This window comes from Dongia sp. (assembly GCF_041906375.1).
Taxonomy (GTDB): Bacteria; Pseudomonadota; Alphaproteobacteria; order Dongiales; family Dongiaceae; genus Dongia.
The window spans coordinates 203,937-218,498 of record NZ_JAYRJJ010000004.1; the positions used below are offsets into that span (position 1 = coordinate 203,937).

General features: G+C 62.1%; 11 protein-coding genes. 2 read left to right on the plus strand and 9 right to left on the minus strand.

The annotated features are described in order from the left end of the window. Nucleotides 1-4: 4 nt before the first annotated feature. Together ACE3OA_RS14815 and ACE3OA_RS14820 are read right to left on the minus strand one after the other, a co-directional pair. Nucleotides 5-2,026: a cache domain-containing protein gene (locus tag ACE3OA_RS14815; RefSeq protein ID WP_374312015.1), complete on the minus strand. Its 2,022-nt coding sequence runs from the start codon at nt 2,024-2,026 to the stop codon at nt 5-7. Beyond that, nucleotides 2,019-3,416, minus strand: a complete 1,398-nt coding sequence (locus ACE3OA_RS14820) for a sigma-54-dependent transcriptional regulator (protein WP_374312017.1) — start codon at nt 3,414-3,416, stop codon at nt 2,019-2,021. The genes ACE3OA_RS14815 and ACE3OA_RS14820 overlap by 8 nt, the downstream gene beginning before the upstream one ends. Before the next feature lie 209 nt (nt 3,417-3,625). Between ACE3OA_RS14820 and ACE3OA_RS14825 the strand changes: the two genes are divergently transcribed. Continuing rightward, nucleotides 3,626-4,474 (plus strand): lysophospholipid acyltransferase family protein, encoded by an 849-nt coding sequence (locus tag ACE3OA_RS14825; protein ID WP_374312019.1) that lies wholly within the window; start codon nt 3,626-3,628, stop codon nt 4,472-4,474. A gap of 3 nt (nt 4,475-4,477) precedes the next feature. On the opposite strand, the gene ACE3OA_RS14830 is transcribed toward ACE3OA_RS14825, so the two are convergent. The 7 genes from ACE3OA_RS14830 to recA all read right to left on the minus strand — a co-directional run bounded on the left by ACE3OA_RS14830 (nt 4,478) and on the right by recA (nt 13,603). Next, nucleotides 4,478-5,764, minus strand: a complete 1,287-nt coding sequence (locus tag ACE3OA_RS14830; protein ID WP_374312021.1) for an NAD(P)/FAD-dependent oxidoreductase — start codon at nt 5,762-5,764, stop codon at nt 4,478-4,480. Further along, nucleotides 5,761-6,690 carry a 3-hydroxyacyl-CoA dehydrogenase family protein gene (locus ACE3OA_RS14835; RefSeq protein ID WP_374312023.1) on the minus strand — a complete coding sequence of 310 codons (930 nt, stop codon included), beginning with the start codon at nt 6,688-6,690 and terminating at the stop codon, nt 5,761-5,763. The genes ACE3OA_RS14830 and ACE3OA_RS14835 overlap by 4 nt, the downstream gene beginning before the upstream one ends. A gap of 70 nt (nt 6,691-6,760) precedes the next feature. Beyond that, entirely contained in the window at nt 6,761-8,941 is a 2,181-nt protein-coding gene (locus ACE3OA_RS14840) for a methyl-accepting chemotaxis protein (RefSeq protein WP_374312025.1), read from the minus strand. A 123-nt stretch (nt 8,942-9,064) separates the two neighbouring features. Next, complete coding sequence (locus ACE3OA_RS14845) at nt 9,065-10,219, minus strand: hypothetical protein (protein ID WP_374312027.1); 1,155 nt, start codon at nt 10,217-10,219, stop codon at nt 9,065-9,067. Nucleotides 10,220-10,284: 65 nt separating this feature from the next. Further along, nucleotides 10,285-11,664 carry a hypothetical protein gene (locus ACE3OA_RS14850; RefSeq protein ID WP_374312029.1) on the minus strand — a complete coding sequence of 460 codons (1,380 nt, stop codon included), beginning with the start codon at nt 11,662-11,664 and terminating at the stop codon, nt 10,285-10,287. A 34-nt stretch (nt 11,665-11,698) separates the two neighbouring features. Next, on the minus strand, nt 11,699-12,367 hold the full coding sequence (mobA, locus tag ACE3OA_RS14855) for a molybdenum cofactor guanylyltransferase MobA (protein ID WP_374312031.1): 669 nt from the start codon (nt 12,365-12,367) through the stop codon (nt 11,699-11,701). Nucleotides 12,368-12,520: 153 nt separating this feature from the next. Then, nucleotides 12,521-13,603, minus strand: coding sequence for a recombinase RecA (gene recA / locus ACE3OA_RS14860; protein ID WP_374312033.1), 1,083 nt, complete (start codon nt 13,601-13,603; stop codon nt 12,521-12,523). Between the two features lie 385 nt (nt 13,604-13,988). Between recA and efp the strand changes: the two genes are divergently transcribed. Further along, nucleotides 13,989-14,555: an elongation factor P gene (gene efp, locus ACE3OA_RS14865; RefSeq protein ID WP_374312035.1), complete on the plus strand. Its 567-nt coding sequence runs from the start codon at nt 13,989-13,991 to the stop codon at nt 14,553-14,555. Nucleotides 14,556-14,562 lie beyond the last annotated feature (7 nt).

Sequence of the window (14,562 nt, forward strand, 5' to 3'; positions counted from 1 at the left end):
TGCCTTAGGCTGCTTCCGGCAGCCAGATGGTGAAGACGGTCCCTCGGCCCAGAGTCGAATCGACGCTGATCTTGCCACCTTGGCGGGTCACCAGCGTCTGGCTGATGGAAAGGCCGAGGCCGGTCCCGCCTTGGCGCTTGGTGGTGAAGAAGGGATCGAACACTTTGGCGACGGTATCCGGCGCCATGCCGGTACCGGTGTCGCGCACCTCGATCGTCAAGCCTTTCTGCCCATCGCGGTCATCGTCGAAATCGCGTAAACTGAGCGTGCCGCCTTCCGGCATGGCGTGGATCGCATTGACGATCAGATTGACCAGCACCTGCTGCAACTCGGTGCGGTTCATCAGCACCTTTCGCTCCGTCCGGTGCTCCCGTACCACCTTGATCGCCGCCTTGTTAAGAAGGTGCTGTACCAAGGGCAGGCAATCCGAGATGACTTCCGACGGCAGATGCCGTTCGACATAGCCGGCATATTCCTCGGGCTTGGCAAATTGCAGCAGCTTGGTGACGATCTGGCTGATACGGTGGATCTGCTCGTCGAGCAAGCGGAACTCGGTCTTGGCCACTTCCGCCGGTGGCCCGATGAGATTGCGCGCCACTTCGAGATTGCCCTGCATCACGGCGATCGGGTTGTTGATCTCGTGGGCAACGCCCGCCGTGATCTCGCCGATTGCCGCCAGCTTCTCCGACATGATGAGCTGCTTGGTGGTCGCTTCCAGCTGTCGGTTGGCAAGTTGCAGTTCCCGAGTCCGCTCGTCGACGCGGCGATTGAGCTCCTCATTCCAATCGCGCAGTTCCCGATCGCGCGCCTGCAATTGGTCGAGCAGATCGTCGAGATGGACGGCCACGCGGCCAATCTCGTCCTTGACCTGGCTGATACCGGTGCGGGCGCCAAGATTGCCGCCCTCGACCTTGCCGATCGTATCCGTCATCCGCTCCAGCGGCTTGAAGATGCCGCGCGCCCAGCGCAGGAAGATCGGCACGGTCAACGTCGTCACCACCAGGAAGGCCGCGATGATCGTGGCCAGAGTGACGTATTTGGCCCGTGTGAACGGCGTCTCGAGGAAACCCACGTAAAGCATGCCGACACGTCTGCCGAAGCTGTCGACAATCGGCTCATAGGCCGAAATGTACCAGTCGTTGACGACGAAGGCACTGTCGAGCCATGTCCGCCCCTCCCCCAGCACCGCTTCGCGCACCACCCGCGAGACACGTGTGCCGAGCGCGCGACGACCCTCGAACAGCCTTACATTGGTGCTGATGCGCACATCGTCGAGGAACAAGGTCGCCGTCCCCTGGCTGCCTTCGGGCAGGCTCGCCTGGCGGTAGACGAGATCGTTGATTGTGTCGATGAAAACGAGATTCTGGTTGAGAAGGATGCCACCCACCAATGCCGCGCCGGGTTGGCCGTCGATCGCCACGGGACTGGCGGCATGTACGACCATGCCCTGCGTCTCAGTGGCACGGTCGGTCGGCACCGCATTGGCCGTCGGCACCAATTCAATCTGCGCCCGCCGGGCCAGATCGGGCGAGAGGGCCGCCAATTCAGCCTGGTCGAAAATGTCGATTGTCGTCGCCGCGGCGCCGCCACGTGCCTTTTCTATGACCGGCCAATCCGTCCGGACACCGGTCGGCAGGTCCGGTGCCGCCGCTGCAGCGACCTGGCCGTGGCGATCAATGAGGAGCAGGAAATCCAGGCGCAGATCGCGACGGCTTTGCTCGAGAAAGGCCGGCAATGCCGCATCGCCGTCATGGGCCACGTCGCGGAAATGCGCCGAATTGCCGAGGGCCCGGACCTGTTCACCGGTATTCTCCAGGATACGCGCAAGATATTGATGCGCGATGGTAAGATCGCCGTTGACCTTGGAGATCAGCAGCGCATCAAATTTCGCGTTCCAGCGCACCATGGTGATGCCAAGCAGCAAGGGCAGAATGACCAGCGTTGGCAGCAGGGCGATGGCAAGGATTCGGTAGCGGACCGAACGAACCCGACGGCCGGGAACCGTTCTGGCAACGCCTTCAGACATTCCACATCGCGCATTTGCGGTCGATGGTCTTGCGCGAGACACCGAGGCGCCGAGCTGCCTCATTGCGATTGCCGCCGACTTCCTGAAGCACCCCCATGATATGGCGGCGCTCGATCTCCTGCAGGCTCTCTGCCGCCGGCACCGGATCGGCACGGTGAGCGCGGAATTCATCCGGAATTTCACCGAGGATCAGTGAGCGCTCAATGAGATTGCGCAGCTCACGCACATTGCCCGGCCAATCGTAGCGTGCGAAAGCGGCGCGGGCCGAGGCATCAATCGGGACTGGCGGCATGCCGAGTTGCTGCGACAGCTTCGCCATGAACAAGGTCGCCAATTCCTGAACATCCTCGCCGCGCTCCTTGAGCGGCGGCAGATGGATCTGCATGACGTTGAGGCGATAATAGAGATCGGCGCGGAAACGGCCTCTCCCCACCTCAGCCTCCAGATCGATATTGGTGGCAAAGATGAGGCGAAGATCGACCGGCAATTCCCGTTCCGATCCCAGCGGGCGAACGCGGCGGTCTTCAATAACCCGCAACAGCTTACTTTGCAGGTTGAGCGGCAGCTCGCCGATCTCGTCCATGAAGAGGGTTCCGCCCTGGGCATGCAGAAAGAGCCCTTCCCGGGCCGCGCTGGCGCCGGTAAAGGCTCCCTTGAGATGGCCGAACAATTCGCTCTCGATCATGTCGGGCGGAATGGCTGCGCAATTGATCGGCACGAAGGGCTTCTCTGCCCGGTCGGACAGCGCATGCAGCGAGCGCGCCGCTACTTCCTTGCCTGTTCCCGATTGTCCCGTGAGAAGGACAGTAGTGGGCAGCGGAGCTACGCGGGCGATCTTCTCACGGACGCGACCGATCGCAGACGAATGGCCAATAAGCTTGTCGCGTAGCAGGACGTGGTCCGACGTGGCGCCCAATTCGTAGCGCAGGACATAATTTTCGCGCTGCAGGCGGCTGCGATCCAGGCAGCGCGAAACGGCATTGAGGATCTGGTTGGAACGGAATGGCTTCAGCACGAAATCGACAGCGCCCGCACGCAAGGCCTGGATGGCAGTATCGAGGTCGGCATAGGCCGTCATTAGGATGGCATTGGCGAAGAAACCTATGGCACGCTGCTCCGCCAGCCAGTCGACGCCATTCTTGCCCGGCATGATGTTGTCGAGGATAACGACGTCGAAATGCCGGGCATCCAGTTTGCTGCTGGCTTCTTCCGTGTCCGCCGCTTCCTCGATGTACTTGCAGCGCGGCCCCAAAGTGCGCACCAGGAAATTCCTCATGCCGGGCTCGTCGTCAACGATCAACACCGATGCCTGCGCCAGCCACGGGCCGAATTCCGGTCCCGGTTCTGCATTAAGTGCCGAGTCGGGCTGCTTGCGCGTCGCCTCACCCATCGTCTCGTTTCCGCCCCAAAAGGTTTCTTGGCTGTTTCAATCATCAATAGCGAACAGGCCGCAGAACGCAAGGCAAGCGACGATGCTCATGAATTCTTGCACGATTGCAAATAGTTAGGATCCTAGCCGCGCGCGTCGCCAGAATGCTGTCATGGCAAATTCATCTGATTGCGATGGCGCGGCAACCTTGTCCGTCTAGGGAGAGCGGCATGAACAGCCTGTCTCTCACCTATGCCAGCGCCTACGACACGCGCCTCGCGCGCCTATCGATCCGGGCCGTCGAAATCCTGAGCGGTCAGCTGCGCCTGAAGCGCCTCTACGACCTTTATCAGGCGGAAATGAGCAACTCGACGGACTTCTGGGAAGCCGCCATGCGCCTTCTGCAGTTGCAACTCGATTACGACGCGGCGAAGCTCGCGGCACTTCCGACCACAGGTGCTCTGGTCATCGTTGCCAATCATCCCTTCGGCTTGGTGGACGGCTTGCTCATCGGCCATCTCGCCAACCGGGTGCGCGATGATTTCAAAGTACTGACCAATGCACGGCTCTATCCGCCCGATGCCGCCATCCAGCGCTACATTCTGCCGATCGATTTCGACCCCGGCCCGGAAGCGCAGGCGACGACGCTGAAGACCCGTGCCATCGCGCGCCAGCACCTGGCGGCCGGCGGCTGCCTGATCGTCTTCCCGGCGGGTGGCGTCGCGACCACGCCCACACCCTTTGCCCGCCAGGCGATCGATCTCGATTGGAAACCCTTCACGGCGCGCCTCATTCACGCCGCCCGGGCCGATGTGGTGCCGATGTTCTTCCACGGCCAGAACAGTCGCCTGTTCCAGATCGCCAGCCATATCAGCATGACGGCGCGGCTCGCCCTGCTGCTGCACGAAGTTGCCAACAAAATCGGCAGCGCGTTCCGGGTTTCGATCGGCGACGTCATCGCCTATGGCGAGATCGAAACCCTGCGCGATCCGCACGAGCTCAGCCGGCATCTGCGTCAACGCACCGAATGGCTGCGCGATCCGACCACCCGGCCGGGCAGCAGCGGAATCATCGCTTGATTGTCACGCCGCGTGCCGTTTGCCTTCCTTAAAGTCGTAATAGCGCATCATCCAGGGCACGAACCAGTTATTGCCCTGATAGAGCGGCACGGTCTTGAACGGCTGGTCGGCAAAGACCGATTTGACTGAGCCCGGCTGCAGGATGCGCTGCGCCAGCAGGCGGCCGAAATGTGAGCCCATGGGAAGACCGGCAAAGCAATAACCGACCGCATAGTGAACGCCTTCATGCGTGCCCAGATGGGGCAACAGGTCAAAGGTCGCCGCACAACGCCCGGTCCAGCTATGCGACACCCCGATATCCTGGAGGTCGGGAAAGACCGCTCGCAATTCACCGATGAGGCGCCGCCCCATGGTCACCTGATCGCTGCGCTCCCCTGTCTTGCCGCAATAGAGAATGCGACTGCCGTCGGGTGAGCGTCGGATCGCATCGATGTTCATATAACTGTCGATATAGGTGCGGTCGTTTGGCAGCAGCTGATCAATGAGGCCGGCCGGCAGGGCTTCCGTCGCCATCTGCCAGGCATCGAAGGGAATAAGCCGCCGCTGCAGCCAAGGCAGCAGGCCGTCGGTATAGCCATTGGTGGCAAGAATCACATGACCGGCCTGCAAGGGCCCGCGCTCGGTAAGCACTCGGAAGCCGCCGCTCTCGCGTGAGATGTTGGCCACCCGCGTGAAGGGGTGCAGAGCCACACCCCGTGCCGTCGCCGCTTTCACGAGACCCTGGTGATAGAGGCCGGGATGGATCGAGGCGAGATCCGGCAGCACGACGCCACCCAGATAACGCGGGCTGCCGATCTCGCGCGGCAGCGCGGCTTTGTCCAGCGTCTCGAAGGGCGAGCCCAGATGCTGATGCCGCAATTCGTACTCGCGCTGCAGATCTTCATATTGCTGCGACGTTTCAGCGAGCACCAACCGGCCATGGATTCGGAAGGCGCAGTCGATCGCATATTCGGCAACCGTGTCGGCAACCGCCTGGAAGGCCTGCTGCATTTCCTGATAGGTGGCGATCGCATGGGAGAGCCCCTTGGCCTTCACCAGATCGCCAAAGGAGTATTTCAGCGTGCGGCCCACAAACCCCGAATTGCGGCTGGAGGCGCCGGAACCAATGGCGCCGCTGTCGAAGACGGCGACCGAACGGCCGGCTTCAACCAGCTTCAGCGCGGCGATAAGACCGGTATAGCCGGAGCCAACAATGGCGACGTCTACCTTGGCAGGGAGGTCCGGCGCCGCGATCTCCGGCCTGGGCGCTGCTTCCCACCAATAAGGATCGGTCTTCATCGCAGCACTCATGATTTCACCCGGGCCGCACGATCGGCCTTCAGCCAGCGGAATAGTTCGGTCATCCGCCTGGCGCGCAATTCGCCGACATCGCGCTTGGACCAATCATAGATCCCCGGCATGCCATCCTTGGTCAGTTGGGTCGCCACTTTCTCCGGCGCCTGCGCTGCCGTCGAAAGATCGGGAATGAGCGAGTTGCCAAAGCTCACCATGGTGGCAAGCCCGCCGATATCGGCGGATTCAATGGGACCCGTGATGCCGATGCGTCGCCCGAAGGATGCCTTCACCACCGCATCTATGGCCTCCGCCGAAGCAATGCCGTCGGCCCAGAGCGCCCAGGCCTCGCGCAGCAGCGCAAATTGCAGGCGATTGCCGATGAACCCCTTCACCTCCTTCTCGATCACCACCGGCTCCTTGCCGGTGCCGCGGATGAGGGCCACGGTCCGCGCCAGCACATCCGGCGTGCAATGCGGCCCACCGCAGATCTCGACCAGGGGGATGAGCTGCGGCGGGTACCAGAAATGGGTGGCAATGACACGGCCACGGTGCTGGACATTGGCAAGGAGAGCACTGGCGGGCTGCCCACTCGACGAGGCAAGGATCGCATCCGGCCGGCAGAGCTTGTCGAGTTCGCCGAAAATTTTGAGCTTCAACGGCAGATCTTCAGTCACCGCCTCGATGACCAGATCGGCATCGCGCGCGGTGGAAAGCTCGATTGAAGGTTGAATGCGGGCAACGGCGCCAGCCGCCTCGGTGCTGCTCAGCAGGTCCTGCTCGACGAATTCGGCAAGGCTTGCGCGTATCTTGGCCAATGCCGCCGCAAGGCTCGCCTCATTGCGGCCGATCATCGTCACCGGATGTCCGGCCGCGGCAAATACCTGTGCCACGCCATGCCCGATGATGCCGTTGCCGATTACGGCAATCTTTTCCGCGCCCATCCCCGCCTCCTGCACTTTCACATTTGTGCAGGAGGCTAGGATAGGTGAGGTCGTCCGGTCGAGTGGATTTTTAGCTGGCGCGCACTTCGGCGATGAAGCTCTCGACCTCGCGGTTGAGCGACTTGGCCTGTTCCGCCATCATTTCGGCGGCATTGAGGACGCCGGCAGCGGTATCGCGGGCGGAACGTACGGCGGTTTCGACACCGTCGATGTTCTGCCGCACCGATTGGGTGCCGCCGGAGGCCTGCTGTGCATTGGTCGAAATCTCGCGCGTTGCCGCCGATTGTTCTTCGACCGCCGCCGCGATCGAACTTGAAATCTCATCGATTCGTTCAATCGTGCTGGTCACTGCCTGCATCGCCTTGGCGACATTGTCGGTCGATCCCTGGATTGCCTGGATTTCGACGGAAATGCCTTCGGTGGCCTTGGTCGTCTGGCTGGCCAGCGCCTTTACCTCATTGGCGACGACGGCAAAGCCCTTGCCGGCTTCACCGGCGCGGGCCGCTTCGATGGTGGCGTTGAGCGCCAACAGGTTGGTCTGCTCGGCGATCGCGGTGATGAGCTTCACCACCTCGCCGATCCGCTCGGAGACGACGACGAGGTTCTTCATCGTCTCATTGGCCTTGCCGATCTCGCCCACTGCCGCGCGCGCAACGTCGGAGGAACTGGCGACCTGGCGGCTGATCTCGCTGATCGAGGCCGAGAGTTGCTCGGCCGCCGCCGCCACGGCATCGACGCTGCCGGAGGCATTGTCGGTGGCACCAGACGCTTCGCCGATGCGCTGCGTGGCACCTTCGGCCACCTGCGACATGGATTGCGCATGGGTCTGCAACTGCTGCGCGGAGGCCGTGACGCTATCGACGACACCCTTCACCGAACGTTCGAAGCCGTCAGCCAGTGCCTTCATGGCGGCCCGCTTCTCCACCTCGGCGCGCTCGGTCGCCAGCTTCTGTTCTTCTTCCAGGCGCAGCTTGTCCTGCTGGCCCTGCTTCAGCACTTCGACCGATCGCGCCAGCTCGCCGATTTCATCACCGCGCTCGGCACCCTTCACTTCGACAGTGAAATTGCCATGCGCCACGTCGCTGGTGACATGCGCCAAGGCCACGATCGGCTTGGCGATGCGGCTGCCGACCCAGGCAAACATGATGGCACCGAGGATCAAGGCCGCGATGACGATGCCGAGGATCGTGTAGATGAGTTCATTAGCCTCCTTCAACACGGTCGCCACCGGCACCTGAACGACCAAGGTCCAGACCTCGGCCGGGCCGCGGAAGCTGATCGGCGCGAAGACGACGAAATGCTGCCCACTGGCATCCATCTGCATCACCGGCTCGGCCGATTTGCTGGCAAGGAAGGAGTCGTACATCGGCTTCAAATCGGCTTCGGCGGCGAAATCGGCGTCCTTCTCCTTGCCGATCGGCTGGCCGATGCGCTTGGCATCCGAGTTGGCCGCCCAGACGCCGTCGTGGCTGAGCAACATAACCTGACCATCACCCATCGGCTTGATGCCGTTCAGCGTTTCGGCCACCTTGGTGAGCGGCAAATCGATGGTGGCGATGCCGAAGCCCTTGCCACCTTCCATCAGCGGTACGCTCACCGTGGACATGAGGACGTCAACGCCGTCGACGGGATAGATGTAAGGCGCCGTCAGCATCGTATGACCGGCTTGCAGAGGATCGAGATACCAACCCTGAATGCCGGCCTCGAGCGTCATGACGAGGGGGACGATCGCAACACCCTTCTCGGCGTTGTTGTAATAGTAGGGAACGAACCGGCCCGTTTCGTCCTGCTCCGGCGGTGCTCCGGTATCGGATTTGACGAAATAGGGCACAAAGGCACCCGTCGCGTCCGTTTGCGGGGCTTTTCCGGCAAAGGGCGCATCATCGTCATAACCATTGGGTTCGAACGCTACCGTCGTGCCGACGAATTCAGGATGTGCGGCGATGATCGCGACGGCGAGATCCTTGATGTAGGTGCGCGGCAACTTGCCGACCTTGGCGCCTTCGATCGTGCGGCCGACTGTTTCAGCGACGTCTACGGCCGATTGGATAAAGCCCGTTACCTGGCGACCTGTACCCGTCGCGATGGCCTTCAGATTGGCCGAAGCGTCGCTTTTGGCCTGGTCATAGGCCATCCATCCGGCAACACCGCCGGCACCGATGATACCGACCAGCAACACGGCAATGCCCGAAAGCATCACGCGCGCGCGGAGGCCCATTCGTCCTGATTTTGTATTCGTAGCAGCCGACATGATCTCTCCCCAGACAAAGTCAGTGCCTACGATGGGACGAGATGCTTAAATGAACGTTAATATGACGAATTGGCGCGGCGGCCAGGGTCAATTTTTATCGAATGCCCGGGTTTAGCAAGGGCGTCAGCGGCGCTCTATCGTGGGTTGCTTACGGCGGGCGGTTGCCGACAACGCCACCGAGGGCGTACCCAGACGCGTTGCCGCAGGACGGCTGCGATATGTCACCATGAGGAGCGCAAGGCAGAGCGCCGCCACGAACCCGATGCCCAGCGACACCATCAACGCGTCCTTCATTTCCCGCGTCATGCCGGCCGGCGGCAGACGGACGACCAAAGTCCAACCTTCTTCCACGCCAGCGAAGGTCACCGGGACCATCACATAGCGCTCACCCGTTCCCTCGACGACATGTGTCAGCGACACTCTTGGATGGCCGTTGACGTACTCGGAATAGGCAATGCCGGCTTCGCGATCGTCAAAGGCGTCGGAAGTCGCCACGCCCGTTTCGACGATCTCCTTGCCGAGATGCGATGGGTCTGGATGCGCGATCCAGGTGCCGGCATCGCTGAGGAGCGCTACAATTCCCCTGCTGTCGGGTTTCAACGCCTGAAGGTTTGACTGCAACTTTCCCAGCATGACATCCAGCGTCGCGACGCCAAAGGCCTTGCCATCGGCGATCAAGGGAACGCTGATCGTCGACAGCAATGTGTCCTTTCCGTTTAAGGGATAGATATATGGCTGCAGCAAGCGCGGCTTCTTGCTGCGCAGCGGAACCAGATACCAGGCCTCGATCCCAGCTTCGATTGTCATGGTCAAATGGTCGGTCTGCACCTCACCATTGCCAACAACGTAGTAATAGGGGACGAAGCGGCCATGTTCGTCATTCTCCGCTCCCATACCGGCGTATTCCGCGTCCTTGCCGTCAAAACCATCTGGCTCGAACACAACCGAAACGCCAAGATTCTCGGCGCTCATCTGCATTGTGGGAACGGCGAGGCCGCGGATGATCTCGCGATCGCTGCCGGCGGCCTTGGCCTTCTCGACGAGGCGTCCCAGATCGATTGCCGCATTGATGCCCGGCTGAATGAAGTCAGTGACGTTCCGGGCCGCCGCATCGATCTCCTCCTGCGGGATCGACGCGGGCACCAATGCGGCCTCACGTAGCAGCCAGATGCTGGAACCGGCCGCAAGCGTGATGATGAGTATGACGAGGATCGTGCGCGGGCCGATTGGAACGCCACTCGCGCGTGAACGCTGCTGAATTTGACCCTGAGCGCCCATGCTGCTTCCCACGATGGTGACGGCAGCCAGTTAACATGAGTGCATCCGCCGACGTCAATCGGGCGTCATAGATCAAGCTGATGCGTATCGCCGGAAAATTCGCAGGCGCCGCCCGGGGCCCCGGATTCGTCCTGGCTGTTGTGCCAGAGGCTGGGCAGGAACAGCGGCTTGTTCTTCTTGATCGGCGCATTGGCGACCAGCCGGAGCTGCTTGCCGTCCTTGGCCTGGGAATAGACGATGCCGAGGCCGTAGAGCATCGCCGATTCTTCTGCCCAGGTGATGCGCAGAACAGTGACGTCGCGCCCCTTTTCGTCCCTGCCCGGCCAAGTTGCGACCTTCGGCAGCGCCGAAGGCTTCCCTGCGCCGACATTGACTGTGCCGTCGAGGCCGATGCCGATCTGGAAGTATTTACGTTCCGGTCCTTGCGCCGCATCACCCTCCAGGGGTTCGCCTTCGGCCGCCGTCCAGATTTCGACATGCGGCTGTTTGATCCAGGAAGCGCCGGCCGCTGCCTTGATGGCATCCGCCGCGAGCGGATCGCGGAGCTGGATGATGAGCGATTTCGATGTCTCAGCGATGACGCGCATCTCCGCCGCCTCGGCACCCTCGGCCGGCTTGCCGAAAATGACGAAGCCCCTGCCGCCGTCGGTGGTGAGCGCGAGCCCGCAGCTGCCGAGCGTGGTGCCATCCGGCAAGGGTGACGGGTCGACATCGAAGGGAACGGGCACGGCATAGGCAGCGACCACGTCCGGCGCCGGCTGCGGTTCAAGCGGTTTTCTATAATCCGGCGTTACGGTCGGGCAGCCGATTTCGGCATCGGTCCAATCGGCGCGTGGGGCCGGTGCATAGGCGCGAACCTCCAGGGTCCGACGATCGATATAGGTCAGTTCCGCCGTGTTGGGCGCCATGTTGTTGTAGGAACAATCGCTTTCGGCGATCAGCGCCAAGGGCGACAGTTGGAAGGTCTTTGACACATCCCAGCGCCAGGCAGATCCGCCGGATTGTGTGTGGGTGAGGCTGTTGTCACCCACCGTGATCTCGTCATAGCCCATCATCGCCGAGCCGTAGCCGTCGTTGCAGAGCGGCAGCAATTTGACCGGCGCAGCACCGTCGGCCAGCAGCCAGATCTCGCGGCCGCCATCGACCTTGTCCATGCTCTCCAACGCCGCATCGGTCGAGCGGCAACCTTCCTCCGGGAAATAGTTCGGAAGGTCCGCGAGCCCGAGGACCAGATCGGCAATGCGCAGCCTTTCGCCCTTGGCGCCCTTGCCGGCCTCGGTCACCGCCACAATCTCGCAGGTCGGCCGGTCGCCGCAGACGGCCTTCTTTTCAACCGCGGCAAGATCGGTCGCACTCGCCGGAAGCGCGGGCATGCAGGCCATGCAGGCGCCGGAGAGGGCAAGGATAAGTCGACGGGACGGAAGCTTGCGAACGGAGCGGATCACGGCGGATTTCCTGGCTGGATATGAAAGTCTGGGATCACCCGCGGACCGGCGCCTTGATGAGGCTTTCGGCCAAGGCGAGATCTTCGGGCGTATTGGCGTTGAAAAATGGGTCGACGACACCGCCCGGCAGGTTCACGGCGCCGGGAAAGTTTGCAACAGCATTGCGATGGCGATCACAGAAGGCCTCGACCCGGCGCAGACCCTCAAGGGCGATGGCGCGGCGCAGATCCTTGCGCAAGGTCACCCGCCACAGGCCGATCACCGGATGCTGCCGGCCGTTGCTGGCCGCAATCGCGATTTCGGCACCGTCCCTGAGCGCGGTGGCGAGGCGTGCGACCAGATCCGGTGGCAGGAACGGGCAATCGGTCGATACGCTGAGGACGAATTCTGTGCCTGGGCGGTGGGTCGCCGCCCAGTCAAGCCCGGCGAGAATGCCGGCAAGCGGCCCCGGCTGTCCGGGGATATCGTCCACAACGACGGGGAGGCCGAATTTGCCGAATCGGCCGGGATCGCCATTGGCGTTGAGGACCATCTCCTGCACCTGCGGGCGCAGATGCTCGATGATATGGGCCAATAGGGGGCGCCCCGCCAGCAGCCGCAGGCACTTGTCCCCACCGCCCATGCGCGAGGCCCTGCCGCCGGCGAGAAGCACGGCGGGAATATTGGCGCGAGCGGATGTCGGGGAGCGCTTGGTATCTGGCATGAAGGGCAAATTATCATGCCGTTGGCGGGCATGCATCTCTACCCGCGCTAGCCCTCAAACGACGAAGCGCACCGGCCCAGGGTAGAACCCGGGACCGGCGCGCCTGCCGGAGAGAGAAGGTGGCGGCCGTGATGCGATCAGGCTGCGATAGCGTTATTCGTCCTCGGCAGCCTTGTCGCCGCCGGCATCCATCATGGCGCCGGCAACCAAGCCCGCATTGGCGCGGATCTTTTGTTCGATTTCCTTGGCCATGGCGGCATTGTCGCGGAGGAATGTCTTGGCATTCTCGCGTCCCTGGCCGATGCGCTGGCCGCCATAGGAGAACCAGGCGCCGGACTTCTCGACCACCCCGGCAGCGACGCCGAGATCGATGAGTTCGCCCATTTTGGAGATGCCTTCGCCATACATGATGTCGAATTCGACGACGCGGAAGGGTGGGGCCAGCTTGTTCTTGACCACCTTTACCTTGGTCTGGTTGCCGACCACGGTTTCCTTGTCCTTGATGGCGCCGATGCGGCGGATATCGAGGCGGACCGAGGCGTAGAATTTCAACGCATTGCCGCCGGTCGTCGTTTCCGGATTACCGAACATGACGCCGATCTTCATGCGGATCTGGTTGATGAAGATGACCATGGTCTTCGAGCGGCTGATCGAACCGGTGAGCTTGCGCAGGGCCTGGCTCATCAGGCGGGCATGGAGGCCGACATGGCTGTCGCCCATTTCGCCTTCGAGTTCGGCCCGCGGCACCAGGGCTGCCACCGAATCAACCACCAGAATGTCGATGGCGCCGGAGCGGACCAGCGTGTCGGCGATTTCGAGCGCCTGTTCACCAGCATCCGGCTGCGAGATCAGCAGATCGCCGACATTGACGCCGAGCTTGGTCGCATAAGAGGGGTCGAGCGCATGTTCCGCGTCGATATAGGCGCAGGTCCCGCCGGCCTTCTGCGCCTCGGCGCAGACCTGGAGGGCCAGCGTGGTCTTGCCCGAGCTTTCCGGCCCATAGATTTCGACGATGCGCCCGCGCGGCAGGCCGCCGATGCCAAGCGCGATGTCGAGGCCGAGCGAACCTGTTGAAACGACTTCGGTTTCCACCGCTTGTTCGCTGCTGCCGAGCCGCATGATCGAACCTTTGCCGAAGGCCCGTTCGATCTGCGACAGCGCCGCGTCCAATGCCTTGTTCTTATCCATGTTGTCCTTGGTGTCCCTGTCCGTAATCTTAACGACGTTCTGCGACATAAGCGTCTCTCCCACCTTAGATCACAGCACCGGAGCAGTGACAATTCGGCGCCGAATGAGGGCTAATGTACAGGCTTTGTTCCGCTTGTAAAGGTTTTAGATCGAAAAGAGAACGATTGCGGGAAATTTGTTCTTTTCCAGCTAGATATAGCTATTGAGTGAGCACCCGGCCTACTAGCGGCAGTCTCGAGCGGATTTGTGCGGGCTCCCGATTGGCCCGTGCGAATCGGGCCGCGCTCAATAGGGACAGAGTCACCACATTATGCTCTCAATAGCTGCCGACACCCGCCTGCGGATGCCGCTGCGGTTTACTATCCGGCACCCACCTGCTAGAAACCGCGCGCTTTTCCAGCCAACACCTTTAGAGATTGATCAGGTTGACGCCATGAAGATCAACGGCAATGCCATTCGCCCGGGCAACATCATCGAACACCAGGGTCGCCTCTGGCGCGCGGTCAAGACGCAGCATGTGAAGCCGGGCAAGGGCGGCGCGTTCCTGCAGGTCGAACTGAAGGATATCCGCGACGGCACCAAGCTCAACGAGCGCTTCCGCTCGGCCGACATCGTCGAGCGCGTCCGCCTCGACGAGCACGAATACCAGTTCCTCTTCTCCGCCGGCGAAGACTACACCTTCATGGACAGCAACACCTTCGAGCAGCTGACGCTCAATGCCGACATGATCGGCGAGCCGGCGGTCTATCTCACCGAAGGCATGGTGGTGACCGTCGAAAGCTATGAAGGCTCGCCCATTTCGGTGACACTCCCCGAAACCGTCGTCTGCCTCATCGTTGAGGCCGATGCCGTGGTGAAGGGCCAGACGGCCTCCTCGTCCTACAAGCCGGCCGTGCTTGAAAACGGCGTCCGCGTCATGGTCCCGCCGCATGTCGGCTCCGGCACCAAGATCGTCGTCCGCACCGCGGATTCCGAATACATGGAACGCGCGAAGGATTGATGCCCAA

Coding starts and splice junctions, on each gene's coding strand:
- ACE3OA_RS14815 (WP_374312015.1), bottom strand. CDS start 2,026: ATGTCTGAAGGCGTTGCCAGAACGGTTCCCGGCCGTCGGGTTCGTTCG.
- ACE3OA_RS14820 (WP_374312017.1), bottom strand. CDS start 3,416: ATGGGTGAGGCGACGCGCAAGCAGCCCGACTCGGCACTTAATGCAGAA.
- ACE3OA_RS14825 (WP_374312019.1), top strand. CDS start 3,626: ATGAACAGCCTGTCTCTCACCTATGCCAGCGCCTACGACACGCGCCTC.
- ACE3OA_RS14830 (WP_374312021.1), bottom strand. CDS start 5,764: ATGAGTGCTGCGATGAAGACCGATCCTTATTGGTGGGAAGCAGCGCCC.
- ACE3OA_RS14835 (WP_374312023.1), bottom strand. CDS start 6,690: ATGGGCGCGGAAAAGATTGCCGTAATCGGCAACGGCATCATCGGGCAT.
- ACE3OA_RS14840 (WP_374312025.1), bottom strand. CDS start 8,941: ATGTCGGCTGCTACGAATACAAAATCAGGACGAATGGGCCTCCGCGCG.
- ACE3OA_RS14845 (WP_374312027.1), bottom strand. CDS start 10,219: ATGGGCGCTCAGGGTCAAATTCAGCAGCGTTCACGCGCGAGTGGCGTT.
- mobA (WP_374312031.1), bottom strand. CDS start 12,367: ATGCCAGATACCAAGCGCTCCCCGACATCCGCTCGCGCCAATATTCCC.
- recA (WP_374312033.1), bottom strand. CDS start 13,603: ATGTCGCAGAACGTCGTTAAGATTACGGACAGGGACACCAAGGACAAC.
- efp (WP_374312035.1), top strand. CDS start 13,989: ATGAAGATCAACGGCAATGCCATTCGCCCGGGCAACATCATCGAACAC.